The sequence below is a fragment of the Curvibacter sp. APW13 genome (assembly GCF_032337135.1).
Classification (GTDB): domain Bacteria; phylum Pseudomonadota; class Gammaproteobacteria; order Burkholderiales; family Burkholderiaceae_C; genus Allorhodoferax.
Genome location: NZ_JAVXZZ010000001.1, coordinates 409,304 through 429,376 on the forward strand (window position 1 = coordinate 409,304; position 20,073 = coordinate 429,376).

Consider the following 20,073-nt stretch of genomic DNA (forward strand, 5'->3'; position numbering starts at 1 on the left):
CACCGCAGTTCCCCCACGCCACAGAGGCGAAACCAATCGGGCGACAATGCCGCCATGTCCAGCACCCCCCTGATCCTTTCCGCCGCAGCCCTTCAACCCGGCCCCTGGCCCACCATCGACCCGTTCCTGTTCTGTGTCCACCACCACGACGCGTACCCCGAGGGCACACCCGAGCAAGGCCTGGCGCCGCAGCATTTGCGTGGACGGGACCTGGGCCAGGACTTCAGCGGCCAAAACGGTTTCAGCCTGTACCACGGCCACCCCGTGCCGGGCTTTCCGGCCCACCCCCACCGGGGCTTTGAGACCGTCACCGTCACCCGCGCCGGAATGATCGACCACAGCGATTCCCTGGGCGCCACCGCCCGCTATGGCGAAGGCGATGTGCAGTGGCTCACTGCGGGTGCCGGCATCCAGCATTGCGAGATGTTTCCGCTGCGCCACACCGACCGCGCCAACCCGGCCGAGCTGTTCCAGATCTGGCTCAACCTCGACGCCCGCTTCAAGATGGCCACGCCGCACTTCTCCATGTTCTGGGCTGAGGACATTCCCCGCGTCACCCACACCGATGCACAGGGCAAGACCACCGAGGTGGTGGTCGTGGCCGGGAACCTGCACGGCACCCAGGCACTGCCGCCACCACCCGAGTCCTGGGCCAGCCGCGCGGGCAGCGACGTGGCCATCTACACGGTGCGCATGGACGCAGGCGCGCAATGGACCCTGCCCGCAGCAGCCGGCTCGGACACACGGCGCATGCTGTACTTCTTCCTGGGTGACCAGCTGCGCTTGGGTGATCAGGTAGCCGACCGCCACTGCGCCGTGGAGGTGGATGCGGCCCAGGACTGCCCTTTGCATGCGGGCGGCACGGCCTGCGAGGTGCTGGTGTTGCAGGGCCGCCCCATCAGCGAGCCCGTCGCCCAGTACGGCCCCTTCGTGATGAACACCCGGGCCGAGATCGAACAGGCATTTGCCGACTACCGCCGCACCGAATTCGGTGGCTGGCCTTGGGGACGCCCTGACCCGGTACACCCCGCCACCCAGGGGCGCTTTGCACGGCGACCGGATCACAGTGTCGAGGAGCCGCGCGGCGCCAGCGCCTAACGCGCAGGGGCGCTGACCAGCGCCCGGCTCAAGGCATCTGCAAGGACAGCTCGGCGCGCGGCGCCCAGGTCACGTCGAAGCCGCTGGTCTTGATGGCCCCCAGGAACACCCGCTCCACGGGCACCTGGCGGCTCGCCAGGTACTCCTTCACCGCCACGCCACGGGCCAAGGCCAGCTCACGTACCGACTCCTCCGAGACGGTGATGCTGTCCAGCAGCAGCTTTTCCATGTCGGCATCGCTCAGGTCCTTCACCATGCCCACCAGGTTGCGTGGCTTCTTGACGTCGGAGCGGCGATACACCTGCTTGAGCAACGCGGAATACTCACCCGAGTCAACAGACACCACTGCCGTAGCGTCCTGCCCGTCAATCACGGCACGACGGCGCTTCTCACCCAGCAGCAGGGTATTGAGCCGCTCGCGCTTGAGCGCCTCGCGCTCAAGCGCGAAGCTGGCTTCGCCCACCACGGTCATGCGGATGGATGGCCGCTCGACCAGCGCTTTGGCCAGCTTGTCCAGAGTGGCCGTGGCATCCTTGCCCAAGCTGCTCTTGCCGTCGGGAAAGGGCACGGCGTTCATCTCGTCACCGCCGCCACCACCGAAGGCACTGGCCAGCAGGTTGAACGGCGCCGTGACGGCCTTGACGATCAGGTTGGTGATGATCTTCCAGACCACGGCGCCGATCTTGAACTCCGGGTCGTTCAGCGAGCCACTGATGGGCAGGTTGATGTCGATGACGCCATTGCGGTCGGCCAGCAAGGCCACCGCGAGCTTGACCGGCAGGCTATTGGGAGCGCCTTCGACCTTGTCGCCAAACTGCAGCTGGTTGAGCACGATGTTGTTGGTCGCATCGAGCTTGCCGTCGGGCTGCACCTTGTAGCCCACGTCCACGCTCATCTTGCCGCGTTCGATGCCGTAGCCCGCGTACTTGATGGCATAGGGCGATAGCGGCGAGAGTTCCAGGTCGCGCACCTTGCCCTGGATGTCCAGCGCCAAGGGCTTGGCCAGGGGGTTGAGCTTGCCGCCGATGAACAGCGTGGCCGTTCCTTCGGCCCGCCCGCGCACTTCCAGATCGGCCAGCTGCACCGCACCATCCACGGGGCGCGACGAAAACTGGCTCAGGCGCCCGTTGAGTTCACTGAGGTTGGCCGAGTAGTTGGGCTGGATGAACCGGTCCGAGAACTGCACCCGGCCGTGGGCCAGCGTGACTGGCCCGACGTCGATCACCGGCTCGCCCACGGCGGCCGCAGGCGCAGCTGGCGCCGAAGCGGCCACAACGGGCGCTGCAGACGAGGCCGACGGGCTGTCGGTCTTGACGATGTCCTGCAGGTTCAGGCGGCCTTGCGGGTTCACGATGACACGGGCATAGAAGTCGTTGAGGCCCACTTCCCGCAGCTTGAGCTGCAATGGCGCACCCGGCGTCATGCGCAGCACCACGCCCGGCAGGTTCAGCGCCTTCCAGCTCAGCAGCTCGTCGCGCCCCTCGTCCCCGCTGAGGGTGTTCATGCGCAGGTCTTCCAGGGCCAGGTCCGCATCGACCTGGACGCTGGGGCCCTGGGGGGTGTCGCGGTACTGCACACTGCCATCGAAATTGGCGTCGGCGCGCACCACCTCCACGTTGAGGCGGTCGGCCACATAGGGCACCAAGGCGTGGGCGGGCACGTCCTGTGCCAGCAACTTGCCCTGCACCGCCAGCGGCGACCAGGCGGCAGTGCCGTTGAACTGCAACTGCCCGGCAGTCACTTCACCCGACCGCAGCTTGGCCCCGAGGCGGATGCTGGCCGGCTCCTTGCCGGCGGCACTGAATTTCTGAACGTGCACCTGCAGCGCGCTCAGCTCCAGCCGCACGCTCGGGCGCACACTGCGGTCGCGCAAGCGCATTGTGCCGGCATCGACCAGCGCCTCATCCACACGGATATCCCAGGGCTTGCCTGCTGCCTGCGCTGGCGCATCAGCTTGCGAGGGTGCGGTGGGGCGCAACCAACGCTCGAACATCCACTGGCCTTCGGGCCCACGCTCCACGTCGGCCGACGGGCCAGCCACACGGACCTTGCCCACACGCAGCGTGCGCCGGGCCAGATCCACCTGGGCATTGTCGACCTCCAAGGCCTTGACCTGCGGCAGCGCCGCGCCCTCGGTGCCTGCTTGCACCAATGCCAGGTCGCGGGCGCGCAGGCGCTCCAGCGTAGCCTGCAGCTCGCCCCCCTTCCAGCGCAGGGCGGCATTGGCGTCCAACACACCCGCCAGCTCAGGCACCAGGAATTGCGCCACATAGGGTGCACCCATGGCCAGCGACAGCTGCTGCACCGCCAGCGAGGCCTGGCCCGCATCGGACGTACCCTGGGCCTGGAAGCTCAGCTCGGCCGGTTTCTTGGCGGCAATGCGCAGGCTGCCCTGGGCCTGGGCAGCCTGGTCGCCTGGTGGCCACTGGAGCTGGCTGGCTTCCAGTGCCATCTGTTCCAGGCGCAGCTGGGCCCGCGGGGTGGTAGTCTGGTCGGTCCATTGCAGCTCGCCACCGTGCAGCTTGAGCTGGGCCAGCGCCACACGCCAGGGTGTCGCCCCAGTTTTGGAGTCATTTTGGCCTGTAGCCCGCGTATTTACTGCGTGAACCGCTTCTTTTTTCGTAGCGACAGTTACCGGCTTGGAGCCTGCATCGAAATTGAACTGGCCATTTTTCAGCCGCTCCAGGGCGAGCTTGGGTCCGTCCAGCTCGACCGAAGCCAGCTCCACCAGTCCAGCCAGCGGCTCGATGCGGGCAGCATTCACGCGCAAGGCATCCAGGTCCAGCAGCGGCTGACCACGGGCGTCCGTGACCGAGACTGCACCCAGCGCCACGCTACCGGACACCTGGACGCTGGCAGATGGGGCTTGCTCGAACTTCGCGCGCAGGTCAGCGTCCAGCACCGCGCTCTGCAGGCGCACCGGCAAGGCGGCGGGCCAGTAGGCCAGGTAAGGTTTCACATCAAGCTGATGCACGGCCAGTTGGACTTCTCCCTTGCGGGCCTCGGCAAAAGGGGTGGCTTGTGCCGCGGAGTCCCAGGCGCTGCCATTCACTTCCAGCGCCAGATGCGGCTCCACGTTCACGTTGCGCTGGGTCGGCAGGGTGCTGACAAAGGGAACCGCCAGATGCAGCTTGCGCACGCGGTGCTGCACCACACCCTTCGGCGTGGTATCGGCAAAGTCCAGCGCGCCGTCGTTGATGACCAGGTTGTACAGGGCCAGTCGCGCCGGGCTGCTGCTTGGCGTGTCGGACGGTTGGTTCAGCTTGGCCAGAATGTCATCGATGTCGTAATGCCCATCGCCCTGGTGGGTGAGGCGCACGTGGGGCGCATCGATCTCCACCGCGTCGATCACCGGGGCCAGGTGCAACAGCGACTCGAGCTCGGCGTCGACGTAGATGCGCGCGATTTCCAGCTGTGCCGCAGCCTGGGCAGGGTCTGCCCCAGACACACGCACGTCACGCAGCGTGAGCTCCAGCGACCAGGGTCGAAAGTCCACCGCGCCTATCGTCAGCGCACGCCCCAGCGCAGCACTGCCTAGCCTCTCCGCCTGCGCCTTGACCACGGCCGGTACCACCAGCCACGCGATCAGCCAGCCCAGCAGCAGGCCACCGGCACCCCAGGCCAGTCGCCGCCCCCAGGCAGATTGGAAAACTCTCTGGAATGGTGTGTGCGCATGCGTGTCCATGCGCACATGATACGGACTGGCGCCCGCGTTGGACTCAGTGCGTGCCGTAGCGCGCCAGTCGATGCACGTCGAGCAGGCGAATCTCGCGTCGGCACACCTCGATCAGACCGTCGGCCTCCAGTTGGTGCAGGACGCGCGAGAAGTATTCCGGGGTGAGTGAGAGCCGCGAGGCAATCGTTGCCTTGCTGACCGGCAGCGCTACCGTGACCACACCCGGATTGGCCTTTGCGCCAAGGTCCACGTCACGCAGCAGGTAGCCAATCAGGCGTTGCATGCCGTTCTGCAACGAATAGCTTTCCACGTCCATCAGCAGCCGCTGGAACCAATGCGAGATGCCACTGAGCATGCGCAGCGAGAACCCGGGATTGCGCTGGATTTCCTCAAACACGGCTTCCTTGCTCACGGAGAGGATCAGACTCTCCTGCAAGGCCTGCGCATTGAGCAGGTGCGGTTCGGGCAGGAACATGGTGGCTTCTGCAAAGCTCTGCCCGGGTCCGACCAGCTCCACCACCTTCTCCATGCCGTTGCTGGAGGCCACGTACAGCTTGACCTGGCCGGAGATGACGAAGTGGAACGCATCGCAGTGTTCGCCAGCCCAGTACACCATGTCGCCGCGCCCGAACCGTCGCAGCTGGCTGCCGCGCGCAACCTGCTCGCGCTCGGCCTGCGAGAAGCCGCTGAACAGCGGCATGTTGGACAAGTGGCGTTGTGCATCGAAGCATTCTGCGAGCATGGTGCAATCCCTGTGGTGCGTTGATTTGTGTCAACTTTAGGGGGGCAAGCCCGTCGTGAAACTAGCTCTCTAGGGGGTAAAACAGGCCGCGAAGAACTACCCCGCGACAAGACAGCCTAGTTCGAAAGAACTAGCCGGCAAGGGATTCAAATTCGCTTGATCTGGGTCAACTCCAGGCCGCCAGACCTGCCCTAAAAGCAGTCTGGAACGGCGTCAGTTGAGCCCGTTTTCCACGGCCACCACTGCCGCCTGCACCCGCGAACTGACCTGCAGTTTGCGCAGCACCCCCTGCACGTGGATCTTGACCGTGGCTTCGGCAATCCCGAGATCACGGGCAATTTCCTTGTTGCTGGCACCGCGCGCGATGCCACGGAGAATTTCCCGCTCACGGGCCGACAGGCTGTCCAGCGGCGAAGCGGCGGCCAAGGGCTGTTCGAGTGGCGCCGGAACGGACGCGGCACCAAGGTAGGCCGTCACCAGCTTTCCAGTCATCTCCGGCGCCAGCACGGTCTCTCCGCGTGCGGCGCGCACCATGGCGTCAATCAGCTGGTCACCATCCATGGTCTTGAGCAGGTAGCCGGCAGCACCTGCGCGCAGCGCAGCGGCCATGTCCTGGGCGTCTTCACTCACCGTGAGCATGACCACACGGGTACGCGGCGCCAATTCCAGCAAGGCAGCAATGCTCTCCACCCCGGTGACTCCTGGCAGATGGTTGTCCAGCAGGATGAGGTCCGGCTGCAATTCCAGCGCGCGGCGCTGCGCGACACCTGCGTCGGCCGCGTCGCCCACGACCACGATGCGCGGATCGCGCGCCAACAGTGAACCCAGGCCACGGCGGAACAGGGTGTGGTCGTCGACGATGAGCACACGCAGAGAATTCGACAGACTGATGTTCATGCCCGCGACAATACCAGCACTACCTTGGTCCCATGGTGCCGCTGTGAATCGACCTCCAACCGCGCCCCGATGCGTTGGGCACGCTCGGCCATGATGCCCATGCCCACGTGGGTCTCGGCACGGGGAGCATCGGTGGCAAAGCCCAAGCCGTCGTCCTCCACCTCGAAGCGCCAATGCGGCTGCCCGCGCACCCGCAGGTACACCTGCTTGGCACGCGCATGCTTGCGCACGTTCGACAGCGCTTCCTGCAGGATGTGCAACACCTGGATCTGTACGTCCGCGTCCAGAGGGACGCCCAGACTCTCGACGTCCAGCACCGCACGCACACCGGTCTGGTGCTCGAACTTGCGCAGCGTGGTCTCCAGAGCCGGGACGATGTCCTCGGTGTTGGTGCGGGTGCGGAAATGCATCAGCAGTTCGCGCACATCGCCATAGCATTCGCGCACACCGGCATCGATTTCCTCCACCACCGTGTGGACCTGCGCAGGATCACCGCCCGATACGGCGTCACGCAGCAGGTTGACCTGGATCTTCAGGAACGCCAGCGACTGGGCAATCGAATCATGCAGCTCGCGGGACAGGTGGTGCCGCTCGCCCGATACCGCTGCTTCGCGCGCCAGGGCCGAATGGCGCAGGTTTTCCATCGCATTCGCCAACTGGGTATTGAGCGACTCCAGCAGCGCACGCTCTGCGGCCGTCGGCTCGGTGGGACTGCGGAAGAAGAAGTTCACTTCACCCAACAGACGGTCGTGAAGCAAGATGGGAACGGTGTAGATGGAGCTGAACCCGGCGCGCTCGCAATGGCGAAGCGATGTCGCCGGCAAGCTATGGATCGGAATCACCCGCATGCCCACGTCGTCGGGCGTCGGGCGTCCGCAATAGCATTGGCCCGCATCGAGGCAATTTTCCGCCTCTACCATGGCCTCGGGCAGGCCGTTGGAAGCGAGGATCAGGTAGCGCGCATTGGCCTGGTCTGACCAGCGCAGCGCCACTCCGTCCGCCTTGGCGATGCCTTGCACTGCACCGGTGAACGCCTGTGCAAGTTCGTCCAGCTTACTGGCCCGACCCACCAGGGCGCTTACTCCGTAGAGCTGCTCCAGGCGCTCGTGCTTTTCGTGCAATTCTGCCGTCTTTTCCTGTACCTTGCGCTCCAGTGAACCGTAGAGCTGTTCCAAGTGTTCGATCAGGGCATTGAAACCCAGCGCGAGGTCATCGAACTCCAGGGTGCTGTCGCGGGAGACACGGGTGTTCCATTGGCCACGTTGCACCTGACCCATGGCACGGTGCAATGAACCCACCGGCTCCAGAACCACGGAGTAGGCCCCGACCATCAAGCCGATCACCCAGATACTGAACACGACCAGTACCCCCGTGTGCAGGAACTGCAGCAGCGATGTCCACTGGGCCAGCTGCAATTCGACCGTCTGGACAAAGGCTTCAATCGTCGCAACGAAGGCCTGTGTGTCGGCCCGCAGTTGGCGCGTATCGCTGGCGGAACCAGCAATCCACCGCGCCGAATAGGCTTGCCAGCTGCGATCCACCTCCATAAACCGTTCGCGGCTCGTCCCGTCCCAGGGCACAGCCAGCGGCCGGACCGGATTTCCATGACGCAGCAGGTCAAGGCTTTGGTCGAACTCTGACTTCAAGGCACTGACTTCTTCCGGATCACCCTGCATGACTGCCAGTGAAAGGCGGTAGGCCTGCATGCGCATCCGACCGGCCTCGTTGACCGCGGCGACGCCGCCATCCAACTGGAACGACAGCCACAAGGTCAAGGCCATCGCCGCCAAGGCACACACCACCAGGGGCACGCCCAGCACGGCCAGCTTGGTCGCCAGCCCCCATCGTCGTTGTGGGTTTGCCATGGTTTCAGCGACCTCTTTGGTTGCGCGCCAGCGTTACCTGCGCCTCATCCACGCCACGCGCCTGGTTGCCCCAGGATTGGCGCACGTAGCTCAACACGCGCGCCACCTGCGCATCGCTCAGGGTCAACACAAAAGGCGGCATGCCGAAAGGCCTGGGGTTACGCTGCGTAACCGGTGCAAAGCCGCCATGGAGCACGGTGTATATCAGGTTGTTGGGCTGCGCGGACTGGACTGCACGGCTACCCGCCAGGGCAGGATAGGCACCGGCCACGCCCTCACCGGCTGTGCCGTGGCAATCGGCACAGTGCTTGCGGTAAAGGGCCTCTCCCTCGGCATGCTGTGAGGCCGACAGCGTGGTGCCTCTGGGCGCAGGCGCTACCACCCCTTGCGGCACCAGGCTTTCCAGGTATTCCGCCAAGGCCTGTGCATCATCGGGACGCAGGTATTGGGTGCCGCCCTGCACCACTTCGGCCATCGGCCCACTGGCCTGACCATGGTCGGCCATGCCGCTCAGCAGCAGGCGCACGGTGGCGTCGCGCTGACCCGCGGGCGTGCCGGCTGCCGCGGCGTCGCGCAGCGACGGCGCCCACCAGTTGCCCACCGGCATGCGTGCACCCGACAGGGCCTCACCCGTACTGCCACCCAGCGCGTTGCGCGGCGTGTGGCATTCACCACAATGCCCCACACCCTGCACCAGGTAGGCACCGCGGTTCCATGCAGCGCTGCGTGCGGTGTCAGGCACATAAGTCTGCGGGCTGAAATACAGAGCCCGCCACACGCGCAGTGCGGCCTGGCTACCGAATGGCCAGGCCAGCGCATGGGGACGCTGGGGTTGCACCACCGCCGGCACCGTCTTGAGAAACGCCAGCAGCGCATCGCTGTCCTCGCGGGTCATGCGACTGAAACTGGTGTACGGAAACGCCGGACTGAGCAACCGCCCGTCGCGCGAGCGTCCATGGTGCAAGGCCTGCCAGAAATCCTCGCTGCTCCAGGCACCGATACCGGTACTGGCGTCGGACGTGAGGTTGCTCGAATACACCACACCAAACGGCGTCTCGATGGGGCGCTGGCCGGCATACAGAGCACCGCCCTGCGCGGTGTGGCAACTGGCGCAATTGCCCAAGCGGGCCAGATAGGCTCCTTGTTGAACCTGCGCATCCTTGCCTTGCGGCAAGGCTGTCACGGCTGCAGGCACAGGGGCAGTACCGCAACGACGGGGTGTTACGCCCTGGGGCCAGGGCGTGGGCTGTGCTTGCGGTGCCGCATGCGCAGGGACGGGCTGTGACGCCAGCCAGTGGGTGACGGCTGCCACGTCCTGGGCCTGAAGCGCCTGGGCCACTTCGGCCATGCAGTCGGGCGCGTGGGCTTGGCGCTGGTGGGTTCGCCAGGCACCCAACTGGGCATTGAGGTAGTCGCGCGGCAATCCCAGTAGGCCAGGCACCTGCGGCAGGGTGCCGGTCAGGGATCTGCCATGGCATTGGGCGCACGCAGGCAAGCCCAAGGCCGGATCGCCCTCCTGGGCCAGTTGGCGCCCCCGGCGCAGCAGGGCGGCGTCCACACCCGGCGTGCTGGGTGCCGGGTAGGGCACCTGCAATTGTGAAAAATAGTGTGCGATGTCGTGCAGGTAGGCATCGGGCAAGGGTGCCAGCAAGGCCTGCATGGGGGCGTAATGGCGCCGACCCTCGCGCAGGTTGAGCAATTGGTTGTAGAGGTAGGCTTGGGGTTTCCCGGCCAAGCGTGGGTAGTAGCCATCCGGACCGGCGCGACCCTGTGCGCCATGACAGCCGGTACATGCCAAGGTGCGCTGCGCCATGCTGTCTTCGAACGGTGCCGCGAACACGCTGTGGACCACGCACATCAGCACACTTGCCAACACGGTACGGAAAGGGACAATGAAGCTTTCGAACATGGCACGGATTATCAATACTCCGACCCCTATCTGCCGCCCAATGGCGCCTTAACCCAGCATGCCCCTATGACATCTGCCGTTACCCTGGAGCGCGTCGACTCCATCACCGTGGTGACCCTTGACCGTCCCCAGGTCCGCAATGCAGTCGATCGTGAGACCGCGCTGGCACTGTATGCAGCGTTTGCCGCGTTCGACCAGGACGCGGACAGCCCCGTCGCAGTCTTCCATGGCGCACACGGAAACTTCTGCGCCGGATGGGACTTGCAGGCAGGTGCGCAACTTGCACAGGATCCCCAGGCGCGGGACCGGATGGACTACCTGCAGTGGCCTTCCGACCAGCCCCATCCTGCAGGCCCGATGGGGCCTTCACGCATGCTGCTGTCCAAACCCGTGATTGCTGCCGTATCCGGTGCTGCGGTGGCCGGCGGCATGGAGCTGGCCCTGTGGTGCGACCTGCGGGTGGTGGAGCAAGACGCCTACTTCGGCGTCTACTGCCGCCGCTTCGGCGTGCCGCTGATCGACGGTGGCACCGTGCGCCTGCCACGACTGGTGGGCATGGGCCATGCAATGGATCTGATCCTGACTGGACGCAAGGTGGAGGCCAGCGAGGCATTGGCCATGGGACTGGCCAACCGCGTCGTGCCGACTGGGCAGGCCCGCACGGCTGCCTTGGAGCTGGCCCAGCAACTCGCGCGCTTCCCGCAGGCCACGCTGCGTGCCGACCGCGCCAGCGCCTACGCCCAGTGGGACGTGCCCCTGGAGCAGGCCTTGCGCCAGGAATGGGACGCAGGCCGCAGCCGAATTGGCGATGCCCTGGAAGGTGCAAAAATGTTCAGCCGCGGCACCGGGCGCCACGGGCAGTTCTAAAGCCTGCCGCCGTCGCTTTCCTGAACCGCAAAGTGGGCAGGCGCCAGGCCCGACCGGTGGCGCATCACCATCGCTTCCCAGGCGGCTTCGAGACTGCGGATGTAACGCCGCGTATCGAACAGGGGGGCACTGGGCCGCGCCGCAGTCAGGCGCGTGCGCAAGGCCGTCCGCTGCGCTTCGTTGCGGGAAAGCTCGATGACTCGCTGCACATAGTGCGTCGCATCACGACACACCAGTTCGGGCATCCCCACCGCAAGGACTGTGCTGGCAGCGACCCGGCTGGCAAAACTGCGGCCAGCCCAAGTGACCAAGGGCACTCCCATCCACAGGGCATCACTGGCCGTGGTATGGGCGTTGCAGGGCCAGGAATCGAGCGCGAGATCCGCCAGCGGAAGACGCGCCAAGTGCTGGGCCTGGGGTAACCAGGGCGCAAACACCAGCCGCGTTGCTTCTATACCCTGGGCTTGCGCGGCGTCCACAAAGTTCTGCCGCGCCAGCGGGTGACCTTCCAGCAACCAGAGTACGGCATGCGGAACGGCGCGCAGGATCTCCAGCCAAGCCGAGAACACCTCGGGGCCAATCTTGTAGTGGGCATTGAAGCAGGCCAGCACCACCGCTGTCTCGGGCAAACCCGCGGCAGCCCGCGAAGGAAAAGCGTCAGGCAGCACCCTTGCGGCATCATTTGGTTGGTAGCAGTGGGGCAAGCGTGCAATCCGTTCACTGAACAGCCGTTCATCGCCTGCCGGGATCACGCAGGCGTCCGCTATCAGGTAGTCCCACCAGCAGGTACCCATGCTGCCAGGGTAGCCGAGGAAATTCACCTGCACAGGAGCAGCGTGGGCAGCAAAAATGCCTGGACGTCCATTGTGGGTCGCGCCCTTGAGGTCTATCGCAAGGTCAATCTCCAGCGCACGGGCCCGATCGGCCACCGCCTGGTCAGAAATGTCGTGGACTTCAATGAATGCATCGGCTGCGCCCATGGCCCGCAGCTGGTAGGCATCGCGGGTTGGCGGCCCCCAGGAAAAGCACAGCACTTCAAAACGCGCTCGATCATGGTTATCCAGCACGCCGGCCAGCAGGTGCATGGTGGCATGGTCATGAAAATCGCTGGAGAAATAGCCTATGCGAAGCTTGTCGCCGGCTGTCACACCGGAGGCTGGGCGCACTGCATGCCGTGCCTGTGCACGCGAATTCCACAGCCGAGCGGCAGTGCGTTGCACCTCAGGCTCATCGCAGAGCGCGAGGGTCGTAAACGCCTCTGCCACCGGCATCTCGCACTGCAATCCCTGCAGCACCAGCGTGGCATGTCGCTGGGTATGCTCGTCCCATTGGGCAAGATGGCGCCGCGCCAACCAGCACGCCCCGAGCACACCCGCATGGTCGCAGTAGGGGTCAACGACCGCCTCCAGCACATCACGGGCGGCGGGATAGTCCTTTCGCTCCAGCAAGACGGCCCCGAGATTGACCCGGGACTGCTGATGGTCCGGCGCAAAGTCCAGTGCCCGCGCGTAGGCCTGCTGAGCATGTGCCAGAGCCCCCTGCATTTGCCAGATGACACCCTCTTGGCAGGCGACCTCCGCCGCTGGCATGCCCAGTTGCGCAGCCTGCGCCAGCGCCTCCAACGCCTGATCAAAGCGATGCAATTGCGCAAGCACCAGCGCCCGGTTGTAATGCCAGGCGCCCGTATGCCCCAGGCGCGGACCAATCGACTCAATCTGCCCAAGGGCTTCGTCAAATGCCCCTCTCGCGTACAAGGCAGCTGCGTAGTGCTGCGCGGCCTGGATGTCCTCTTCCTGCATCGCCAGACAAGGCCGCTACTTGACGCCCAACTCCCGCAATCTCTCGAGCAGGTAACTCTGCGCGGTGTGACGCGGTGACAGCACCACTTCATCACGCGGGTGCAAGAACAACGGCAGCGACACCCGGCTGTGCCGTGCCTCCTCACCGCTGGGGTTGATCACACGGTGCTGGGTAGAGGGGTAATAGCCCCGCGACGCCTCGGCCAGCATGTCTCCAGTATTGATGATCAGCATACCGAAATCGCAGGGAACGTCCACCCAGCGTCCGTCGCGTCCGAGCACCTGAAGACCAGGGGCGTTGGCTGCGGGAAGAATGGTCAGCAAGTTGATGTCACCGTGTGCAGCGGCCCGCAGCGCCCCCGGGGCTTCATCGCCGCGCAGGGGCGGATAGCGCAACACGCGCAGCAGGCTGTTATGCCGACCGGAAATCATCGACGGCAGCGGTTCGCTGAACTGTGCTTGCACATCCGCGGGTGTATGGTCCTGCACCCAGCCCAACAGTTCCGACGCCAATGCCGTGGCCTCCGCGTAATAGGTCAGGGCATCGTCACGCAGGTCCGCAGGAATCCGCCCCCACGGATAGACGTGAAAGAACTCCTTCAGGTCCTTGAGCGCATGTCCCTTGGCTGTCTCGGAAACCTCGGTGGAGAAATATCCATCCTGGGTCTCCTTGGAAAACGCAAAGTGGTGCTTTTCGTCACCATCAAAGAACGCGAGCCAGTCGCGATAGATCTTCTCGACCAGGCTCTGCGACAACGGGTGGTTCACCAAGACTCCAAATCCGGTATCCCGAAGCGATTGGGCAAACCGAGCAGGGGCATCGGCTGCCGCATAGTCCACCACCTGCACCTGCATGCTGTTCTCCTGTTGAATTGCTGCAATAACCAGGGTAGCCGGACCGTCTTGCCGCCCCAGCAGTCTGGGGTTCAGGCCAGCCCGCAGAACTTCTTGAACGGGCCAAGCACGGCCTCGCCCCGAAACGGCTTGACGATCCAGCCATTGACACCGACTTCCTTGCCGCGTTCTCGTATGTGCGCGTTGTCCTCGGTGGTTAGCATGATGATGCGCACGGCCGTGTTGCCCAATTCGTTACGAACCTTTTCGGCCATGGCCAGGCCATCCATGACCGGCATGTTGATGTCGCTGACCACCAGCTTGATGTCGGGGTCGTTGCGCAGTTGCTGCAGTCCGTCGCGGCCATCGGTTGCCGTGACCACATCAAAACCGTTCTTGCTCAGGAACCCCGAAACCAGCTCCCGCATGGTGTTGGAATCATCCACGACCAGAACATTCGCCATTGCCTTTTCTCCTTGTGCCCGACCCTTCAGAAAAGGTCCAATTCACCCGTGTTGTCCGATTCTGCCGTAGGGACAGAAAACTCTGCAAACTGCTCAGGTGACCAGTGCAGGTTGAAGATGAAACGCTGCACGATGGTCAACGGAACAGCGTGCGATCGCGTGCGGTCGCGCAGGTGGTAGCGAATGCACAGCTGCGGGTCCGGCGACCCAAACGAAATGTATCTGTGCGCATGATTGATGACGATGGGCACCTGGGTCTGCTGGTTGGCAAAAGCCTGTGGGGGAATGTAGCGGTTTTTGAACGCGCCCCAGATCAGGTTGGTGATCTCGCCCAGCATGTTGTTGATTTCGCGAAAATTGAAATCGCCCCCCACACCTTCGTAGCTGAGGCCCTGAACGAGCCCCTGGCGCAAGGCATCCTCCTGCGTCTGCAACATCATGTACCCACGGCACCAGGTGCTCTCCAAGGCAATCAGCGTCGAGATTTCACCGTGGATGATCCGGTCGTGCACCACATAGGGAGGGTCAGCGTCGACCTGGGCATTCGGGAACATGGAACGCAGGCTCGACAAGGACAGGTCCACCACGCCCCGCACCAGACTCACCGGGTACAGCAGACTGAAGATGGTGCGTTCCACGGCGGTGCGTAGCGCATCCATGTCACCCGCTTCCCAAAGCAGCGCAAAAGTCTGTTTTTCGTCCGCGCTCGGCTCGCGCCCAGCGCTGCGGCGCAGGAACACCGGCAACTCCGGTCGCTGGGCCCGAATGGCCAGCCCCAGGCCAATCCCATCGCCCTGGGCACAGGGCATGTCCTGTGCCAGCAAGACGCCCGCCAGATCCTTGTGTTCGTCCAAGGCCAGCAGTGCCTCAGCCGCCGATCTTGGTAGCGCCACCAGCCCCAGTTCGGCACAGAACGCACGCAATCGATCACGCTGGACGGAATCACTTTCCAGCAGGAGAACTTTGGCTTCCAGTCGCGTGATGTCCGTCATGGCTGTATCCCCAAAAGGTGGATAAATGGCATGACGGCCATGCTACACCGGCAGCGCCCCCACCGCGCTCAGGATTTACACCAAAGCCAACACCCTTTGCACTTCGATGCCCCGGTTGCGTCAAGCCACTTCAGCGCTTGCCGAACCACATGCGCCCGAGCGTTCCATCACGATTGACGAAATGCCGCATCAGGGCGCCTGCGACATGCAAAACCACCAGCAGGGCAATTCCCTTGGCGATCCAACCGTGGGCGATGCGCGGCGCGACCTCATGCAGATTTGCAGGCACCGCTCCGCCCACGCCGCCCCACACCACCTCGGACAGCCCCGTGGTCAATGAGGTGGCCAATCCAGAACCCACCATCGCAAACACCAATACGTACAAGCCAACGTGCACGACCTTGGCCAGTGCATCCTTGGCGGCACTGCCGCTGCTTGGCGTGGGCTCGACCGTTTTCACGGTCAGCACATGCACGCCCAGACGCACGAGCATCAGGACCCCGAGCAAGACACCGAAGCTCATGTGCCCCTTGAGTGCCCCCACCTTATCCGGCGCATCCAAGGGCATGGGGGCCAGGGCAAAGGTTCCCATGCCCAATGCGAGCAACAGCATCAGACCCGTGAGCCAATGCAGTCCCACGAGCAAGGGATGGTGGCGAGTGGCTTTTCGTGCGTTTGTCATAGCGATTGACTCCGTGCGTTGTTGAAGTGTGTGGCATGCTAAGCGAACAACGTCGGCATTGGGGTGCCACTTTATGGTGCTGTGGTGTTTTCCCCTTCGCCGCCAAGCACCTTCCGCAAGTGCCCCTCGCGCGCGCGTTGTCGCATGCTGCGCGGACTGCACCCGAACCATCGTTGGCAGCTACGCGCCAGGACGGAAGGTTCGGCATACCCTAGCATGTAGGCCATCTCGGTAAAACTCGGGGTGGTCGGCTGCTGCAGAAGCTCCACAAACCGCTCCCGCCGGACTCGGTCTGCCAACTCATCAAATCGCACGCCCTCTGCAGCAAGACGGCGCTGCAAGGTCTTGGGATGCATGGCCAGCGTCGCGGCCACGCTGACCTGCTGCACCCGCCCGAGCGCCAGGCGCTGTCGCAGCAGGCGGCGCACCTGCTCGACCACGGACTGCATGGCTGCACCGTAGCGCTGCTCGATGTAGGACTGCGCCATCTGCAACAGCAAGGGGTTGTGCTGGGGCATCGGCATTGACAAGTCGCTGCGCTGCAGGCGCACTGCGACAAACGTCGCTCCGAACTGCACGCCACATCCCATGTAGTGGTGGTAGGTCGCACCGACGCTGGCAGCGCGGTGCGGCAACAAGACCAGCTCCGGGCGCACGGATCCATCCGATAGCCAGCGCAGCACCTGCACGATCCCGAGGACAACAAATTCGGTGCTCTGCACTACGCTGATATCCCTACCGGCGCTGGTATTGACCACCACATCCACCAAGGATGGATCGGAGCTGACCGGAACCAAGGAGGCGCGCATTGCCGGACTGAAGACATAGCCATATTGCGCTCCCAGGGCCAAGGCCTGGCTGAGCGTCTGCGCATGGCGCATGACCAGTGTGAGGGGGCCTTCGAGATAGGCGTTCTGATGCTGTGCAAGTCTCAGCCCGAAGTCGGCGCAGCCTGCCTCCTCGGCACAGGCCTCAAGCAGCCGCGCAAAGGCACCGTAGGGAACGAAACCCTCCGGGTCAGTCAGGACGTCTGGTGCCAATCCGGCGGCCCGCAAGGCCGCAGGCACCTTGAGTCCGACTTCGCGGGCCGCTTCTGCAAAACCCTGCAAGGCGGCTGCGCGGATGAGTTCACCATGGTCCATGCCGTTTGTCCTTAAATGTCAAATCATTGTCCATTAATGTCAAGAATATTCCTACCCACCAGCGCACACTTGGGTGCAGCGTTTGACGCTCAGGACCCTGCGCCTGAGCCCCCACGGAGACCTGCCCATGATGGAAGCTATCTGGCCGGTACTGCAGTCACTGCAGGGCCTGCCTGCCTATGCGCTGCTGCTGGCGCTATTGTTCGGGTGCGGCATCGGACTGCCCATGAACGAGGACATCGTGCTGCTGGCCGCAGCGGCACTGACCCTGCAGGGCATCATGGAACCGGTTGCACTGATTGCGGTGGCGTGGGTCGGACTGATCGCCGGTGACGCGCTGATCTTCCACTGGGGCTATCGCTATGGCGCGCAGCTGCTGCGCCACCGCTTCTTCGCACGCATGCTGCCGCCGCAGCGTTTGGCCGCCATGCAGGCCACCATGACACGTTTTGGGCCCGCCTACATCTTCGTGGTGCGCTTCCTGCCTGGCATCCGCACGGCCCTGTTCCTGGTGGCAGGGATGTCCCGCATGCCCTACCGCTATCTGTTCATCTACGACGGCCTGGCCGCCTGTATCGAGCTGCCCCTTCTGGTATACGGCGTGCGCTATGTCGGCGGGCGCTGGCAGCAGATTCTCGATGCGCTTCAGCAGGTCCAAGGCTATCTGCTACCGGCCGTGGTGGTGCTGATCAGCGCAGCCTGGCTGCTGCACCGCCGAACCCAAAGGAAACCCACATGAAATCCAAGCACTCCACGGCGCTGCCGCGCAAAGGCCGTGCCACTGCCGACGTCCTGGCTGACTTGCACACCTATGGCGCCGACGACCCCGACTACAAGCACGGCAGGCTATGGAGCCTGGTGTACTACCTCGACGAGGACTATGCTGATTTCCAGGCTCAGGCATACCAGGCATTTTCGTCGGCCAATGGACTGAACCCGACGGCCTTCAAGAGCCTCAAGCAGTTCGAGACGGAAATCATTGCCGGCGTCTCCGAGATGCTGCATGGCACGCCCGAGGTCTGCGGCGTCGTGACTTCCGGCGGCACCGAAAGCTGCCTGTTGGCCGTGAAGACCTACCGCGACATGGCGCGCGCACGCGGCGTCAAGCAGCCAGAGATGGTCCTTCCCGTGACCGCCCATGTCGCCTGGTTCAAGGCTTCCGAGTACTTCGACGTCAAGGTCCACCTGCTGCCCTTGGACGAGAACCTGCGTGCCGATGTGCGGAAACTGCCCGGCCTCATCAACCGCAACACGGTGATGATTTTGGGTTCGGCGCCCGAATACCCGCACGGCACCATCGACCCGATCGAAGCCTTCGGAGCCATCGCCGTCAAACGCGGCGTACCGCTGCATGTGGACGCCTGTGTCGGCGGCTTCATCCTGCCCTTCATGGAAATGAACGGTCGCACCCTGCCCTTGTGGGACTACCGCGTGCCCGGCGTAACGTCCATCTCGGCGGACATCCACAAGTACGGTTTTGCGTCCAAGGGTGCCTCCACCATCACCTACCGCAATCTGGACTACCTCAAGCACCAGATGTTCGTGCAGCAGGACTGGCCCGGTGGCGTGTTCGCTTCCCCCGCGCTGCTCGGCACGCGCCCGGGCGGCGCCTATGCTGCCGCCTGGGCAGCCATGCAGCACTTCGGCCAATCCGGATACCGCGATCTGGCCAAGCGCACGATGAAGGCCTTCGACACCATGAAGAAAGGTATCGAGGCCATACCCGACCTCTACGTCATGGGGTCCCCCTCGGGGCCGCTGCTGGCCTATGGCTCGTGCAACCCGGACGTCAACATCTACGCCGTGGGCGACCAGATGGACGCCAAGGGCTGGAAAGTAAACCGCCTGCAGAACCCCGACGGCCTGCACGCCATGATCACGGCCGGCCACCTGGAGGTGGTCAACGACTACCTGCGCGATCTGCGCGAGGCAGTGGCTACCGTCAAGGCCCACCCGGAACTGGCCCAGAGCGGGAGCGCGGCCACCTACGGCCTCATGAGCCATCTGCCCTTGCGTGGCATGGTGCGCCAGAAAGTGCTGGACATGTTTGCCCAGATGTACCGCGCCGGTGGACAGGACATGGACCTGCATGCATCCGCCACGCCAGCTACGGGCTGGGTAGGCCGCGCACAGGCACTGGCCGAGAAGGCCGCCCACTGGTACGTCGAACGCGCCCAACGCAGAGCCACCCTCCGCTGACCGCTTGGCAATGGACACCGCATGGATCGCCCTGGGCGGATTCATCCTGCTGGGCTTCACCCTCGAAGCGATCACTGGTTTCGGGGGCACGGTCATAGCACTGGCACTCGGAGCGCTGCTGCTACCGATTGCCACACTGGTCCCGGTGCTCGTACCCTTGTCACTGGCCATGGGCATCGTGCTCGCCTGGCGCCACCGCGGTCACCTGGACCAACGCCTGCTCTGGGCCTTGATCCTGCCAGCGATGACGGCAGGCACCGCACTGGGCTATGTCCTGCGTCCGACCTTGGACCCCGCAGCCATGAAAACCGTGTTCGGTCTGCTCGTCAGCTGGACCGCCGCACGCACGCTGTGGCAACGCCTACGGAGTCGACCCCCCTCGCACCGACCGGCGTGGCGGTCGCGTGCGATCACGTTCGTGGCAGGCATCACCCATGGTCTCTACGCCAGTGGCGGACCCTTGCTCGTCTATGCCCTGTCAGGCATGCGCCTGGACAAGGCGCGTTTTCGCGTCACGCTCATCGCTGTCTGGCTGGTGCTCGATGGCGCCCTCAGTGCCGCGTTCTGGCTCGATGGGCGTTTGCAGACAGCCTGGCCTTCGGTATTGCACTACCTTCCCATCGTCGCCCTCGGTACCTGGCTCGGTGAAAGCTTGCACGCCCGTGTCAGCGAACGCCACTTTGAGACCCTGACCGCCCTACTGCTCCTGGTCACGGGCATGCTGCTGACGTTTCGGTAAGCCCTCTTTCCGAGGGTTTTCACCAAAAATCTGCCGCCCCTAGGGTAAGCCCCATAACCGCCTACGCCGCAAGCACGCAGACTCCGCGCCGGTCAGTATTGTTCGTTTGCCGTCATATTGGTTCGTTTTCTACCGTAAACCACTTTGCTTTCACGAAAGGTGACAAGA

16 protein-coding genes are annotated in these 20,073 nt (G+C 64.3%); 5 read left to right on the forward strand and 11 right to left on the reverse strand.

What is annotated here, in order from left to right:
- Nucleotides 1–54 precede the first annotated feature (54 nt).
- Complete coding sequence (locus RQP54_RS01885) at nt 55–1,098, forward strand: pirin family protein (protein ID WP_315676473.1); 1,044 nt, start codon at nt 55–57, stop codon at nt 1,096–1,098.
- Between the two features lie 28 nt (nt 1,099–1,126).
- Here the strand turns inward: RQP54_RS01885 and RQP54_RS01890 are convergent, their stop codons facing one another.
- The 5 genes from RQP54_RS01890 to RQP54_RS01910 form a co-directional block, all read right to left on the reverse strand.
- Complete coding sequence (locus tag RQP54_RS01890; protein ID WP_315676474.1) at nt 1,127–4,783, reverse strand: DUF748 domain-containing protein; 3,657 nt, start codon at nt 4,781–4,783, stop codon at nt 1,127–1,129.
- 34 nt (nt 4,784–4,817) lie between these two features.
- Nucleotides 4,818–5,516: a Crp/Fnr family transcriptional regulator gene (locus tag RQP54_RS01895; RefSeq protein WP_315676475.1), complete on the reverse strand. Its 699-nt coding sequence runs from the start codon at nt 5,514–5,516 to the stop codon at nt 4,818–4,820.
- Between the two features lie 213 nt (nt 5,517–5,729).
- The gene (locus RQP54_RS01900) at nt 5,730–6,413 is read right to left on the reverse strand and encodes a response regulator (RefSeq protein WP_409997519.1); all 684 of its coding nucleotides are present in this window, start codon (nt 6,411–6,413) and stop codon (nt 5,730–5,732) included.
- The gene (locus RQP54_RS01905) at nt 6,410–8,278 is read right to left on the reverse strand and encodes a type IV pili methyl-accepting chemotaxis transducer N-terminal domain-containing protein (protein ID WP_315676476.1); all 1,869 of its coding nucleotides are present in this window, start codon (nt 8,276–8,278) and stop codon (nt 6,410–6,412) included. Before RQP54_RS01905 ends, RQP54_RS01900 begins: the two co-directional genes overlap by 4 nt.
- A gap of 4 nt (nt 8,279–8,282) precedes the next feature.
- Entirely contained in the window at nt 8,283–10,187 is a 1,905-nt protein-coding gene (locus RQP54_RS01910; RefSeq protein ID WP_315676477.1) for a c-type cytochrome, read from the reverse strand.
- A 66-nt stretch (nt 10,188–10,253) separates the two neighbouring features.
- On the opposite strand from RQP54_RS01910, the gene RQP54_RS01915 reads away from it, so the two are divergent.
- On the forward strand, nt 10,254–11,054 hold the full coding sequence (locus RQP54_RS01915) for a crotonase/enoyl-CoA hydratase family protein (protein WP_315676478.1): 801 nt from the start codon (nt 10,254–10,256) through the stop codon (nt 11,052–11,054).
- Here RQP54_RS01915 and RQP54_RS01920 read toward each other — a convergent pair.
- The 6 genes from RQP54_RS01920 to RQP54_RS01945 form a co-directional block, all read right to left on the reverse strand.
- Nucleotides 11,051–12,853 carry a hypothetical protein gene (locus tag RQP54_RS01920; RefSeq protein ID WP_315676479.1) on the reverse strand — a complete coding sequence of 601 codons (1,803 nt, stop codon included), beginning with the start codon at nt 12,851–12,853 and terminating at the stop codon, nt 11,051–11,053. The genes RQP54_RS01915 and RQP54_RS01920 overlap by 4 nt on opposite strands.
- Before the next feature lie 15 nt (nt 12,854–12,868).
- The gene (locus RQP54_RS01925; protein ID WP_315676480.1) at nt 12,869–13,708 is read right to left on the reverse strand and encodes a 2OG-Fe(II) oxygenase family protein; all 840 of its coding nucleotides are present in this window, start codon (nt 13,706–13,708) and stop codon (nt 12,869–12,871) included.
- Between the two features lie 71 nt (nt 13,709–13,779).
- Nucleotides 13,780–14,151: a response regulator gene (locus RQP54_RS01930; RefSeq protein ID WP_315676481.1), complete on the reverse strand. Its 372-nt coding sequence runs from the start codon at nt 14,149–14,151 to the stop codon at nt 13,780–13,782.
- Nucleotides 14,152–14,177: 26 nt separating this feature from the next.
- Complete coding sequence (locus RQP54_RS01935; protein ID WP_315676482.1) at nt 14,178–15,143, reverse strand: chemotaxis protein CheX; 966 nt, start codon at nt 15,141–15,143, stop codon at nt 14,178–14,180.
- A 130-nt stretch (nt 15,144–15,273) separates the two neighbouring features.
- On the reverse strand, nt 15,274–15,825 hold the full coding sequence (locus tag RQP54_RS01940; protein WP_315676483.1) for a cytochrome b: 552 nt from the start codon (nt 15,823–15,825) through the stop codon (nt 15,274–15,276).
- A gap of 71 nt (nt 15,826–15,896) precedes the next feature.
- On the reverse strand, nt 15,897–16,967 hold the full coding sequence (locus RQP54_RS01945; RefSeq protein WP_315676484.1) for an AraC family transcriptional regulator: 1,071 nt from the start codon (nt 16,965–16,967) through the stop codon (nt 15,897–15,899).
- Between the two features lie 127 nt (nt 16,968–17,094).
- Between RQP54_RS01945 and RQP54_RS01950 the strand changes: the two genes are divergently transcribed.
- From RQP54_RS01950 to RQP54_RS01960, 3 genes are read left to right on the forward strand one after another with little or no spacing between them, the layout of a single operon-like run.
- Entirely contained in the window at nt 17,095–17,706 is a 612-nt protein-coding gene (locus RQP54_RS01950; RefSeq protein ID WP_315676485.1) for a DedA family protein, read from the forward strand.
- Complete coding sequence (locus RQP54_RS01955; protein ID WP_315676486.1) at nt 17,703–19,166, forward strand: aspartate aminotransferase family protein; 1,464 nt, start codon at nt 17,703–17,705, stop codon at nt 19,164–19,166. The genes RQP54_RS01950 and RQP54_RS01955 overlap by 4 nt, the downstream gene beginning before the upstream one ends.
- A 10-nt stretch (nt 19,167–19,176) precedes the next feature.
- Nucleotides 19,177–19,905 carry a sulfite exporter TauE/SafE family protein gene (locus tag RQP54_RS01960; RefSeq protein WP_315676487.1) on the forward strand — a complete coding sequence of 243 codons (729 nt, stop codon included), beginning with the start codon at nt 19,177–19,179 and terminating at the stop codon, nt 19,903–19,905.
- Nucleotides 19,906–20,073 lie beyond the last annotated feature (168 nt).

What these genes read in the sequence shown, in the direction of transcription:
- RQP54_RS01885 (WP_315676473.1), top strand. Translation starts at nt 55, where the DNA reads ATGTCCAGCACCCCCCTGATCCTTTCCGCCGCAGCCCTTCAACCCGGC.
- RQP54_RS01890 (WP_315676474.1), bottom strand. Translation starts at nt 4,783, where the DNA reads ATGGACACGCATGCGCACACACCATTCCAGAGAGTTTTCCAATCTGCC.
- RQP54_RS01895 (WP_315676475.1), bottom strand. Translation starts at nt 5,516, where the DNA reads ATGCTCGCAGAATGCTTCGATGCACAACGCCACTTGTCCAACATGCCG.
- RQP54_RS01900 (WP_409997519.1), bottom strand. Translation starts at nt 6,413, where the DNA reads ATGAACATCAGTCTGTCGAATTCTCTGCGTGTGCTCATCGTCGACGAC.
- RQP54_RS01905 (WP_315676476.1), bottom strand. Translation starts at nt 8,278, where the DNA reads ATGGCAAACCCACAACGACGATGGGGGCTGGCGACCAAGCTGGCCGTG.
- RQP54_RS01910 (WP_315676477.1), bottom strand. Translation starts at nt 10,187, where the DNA reads ATGTTCGAAAGCTTCATTGTCCCTTTCCGTACCGTGTTGGCAAGTGTG.
- RQP54_RS01915 (WP_315676478.1), top strand. Translation starts at nt 10,254, where the DNA reads ATGACATCTGCCGTTACCCTGGAGCGCGTCGACTCCATCACCGTGGTG.
- RQP54_RS01920 (WP_315676479.1), bottom strand. Translation starts at nt 12,853, where the DNA reads ATGCAGGAAGAGGACATCCAGGCCGCGCAGCACTACGCAGCTGCCTTG.
- RQP54_RS01925 (WP_315676480.1), bottom strand. Translation starts at nt 13,708, where the DNA reads ATGCAGGTGCAGGTGGTGGACTATGCGGCAGCCGATGCCCCTGCTCGG.
- RQP54_RS01930 (WP_315676481.1), bottom strand. Translation starts at nt 14,151, where the DNA reads ATGGCGAATGTTCTGGTCGTGGATGATTCCAACACCATGCGGGAGCTG.
- RQP54_RS01935 (WP_315676482.1), bottom strand. Translation starts at nt 15,143, where the DNA reads ATGACGGACATCACGCGACTGGAAGCCAAAGTTCTCCTGCTGGAAAGT.
- RQP54_RS01940 (WP_315676483.1), bottom strand. Translation starts at nt 15,825, where the DNA reads ATGACAAACGCACGAAAAGCCACTCGCCACCATCCCTTGCTCGTGGGA.
- RQP54_RS01945 (WP_315676484.1), bottom strand. Translation starts at nt 16,967, where the DNA reads ATGGACCATGGTGAACTCATCCGCGCAGCCGCCTTGCAGGGTTTTGCA.
- RQP54_RS01950 (WP_315676485.1), top strand. Translation starts at nt 17,095, where the DNA reads ATGATGGAAGCTATCTGGCCGGTACTGCAGTCACTGCAGGGCCTGCCT.
- RQP54_RS01955 (WP_315676486.1), top strand. Translation starts at nt 17,703, where the DNA reads ATGAAATCCAAGCACTCCACGGCGCTGCCGCGCAAAGGCCGTGCCACT.
- RQP54_RS01960 (WP_315676487.1), top strand. Translation starts at nt 19,177, where the DNA reads ATGGACACCGCATGGATCGCCCTGGGCGGATTCATCCTGCTGGGCTTC.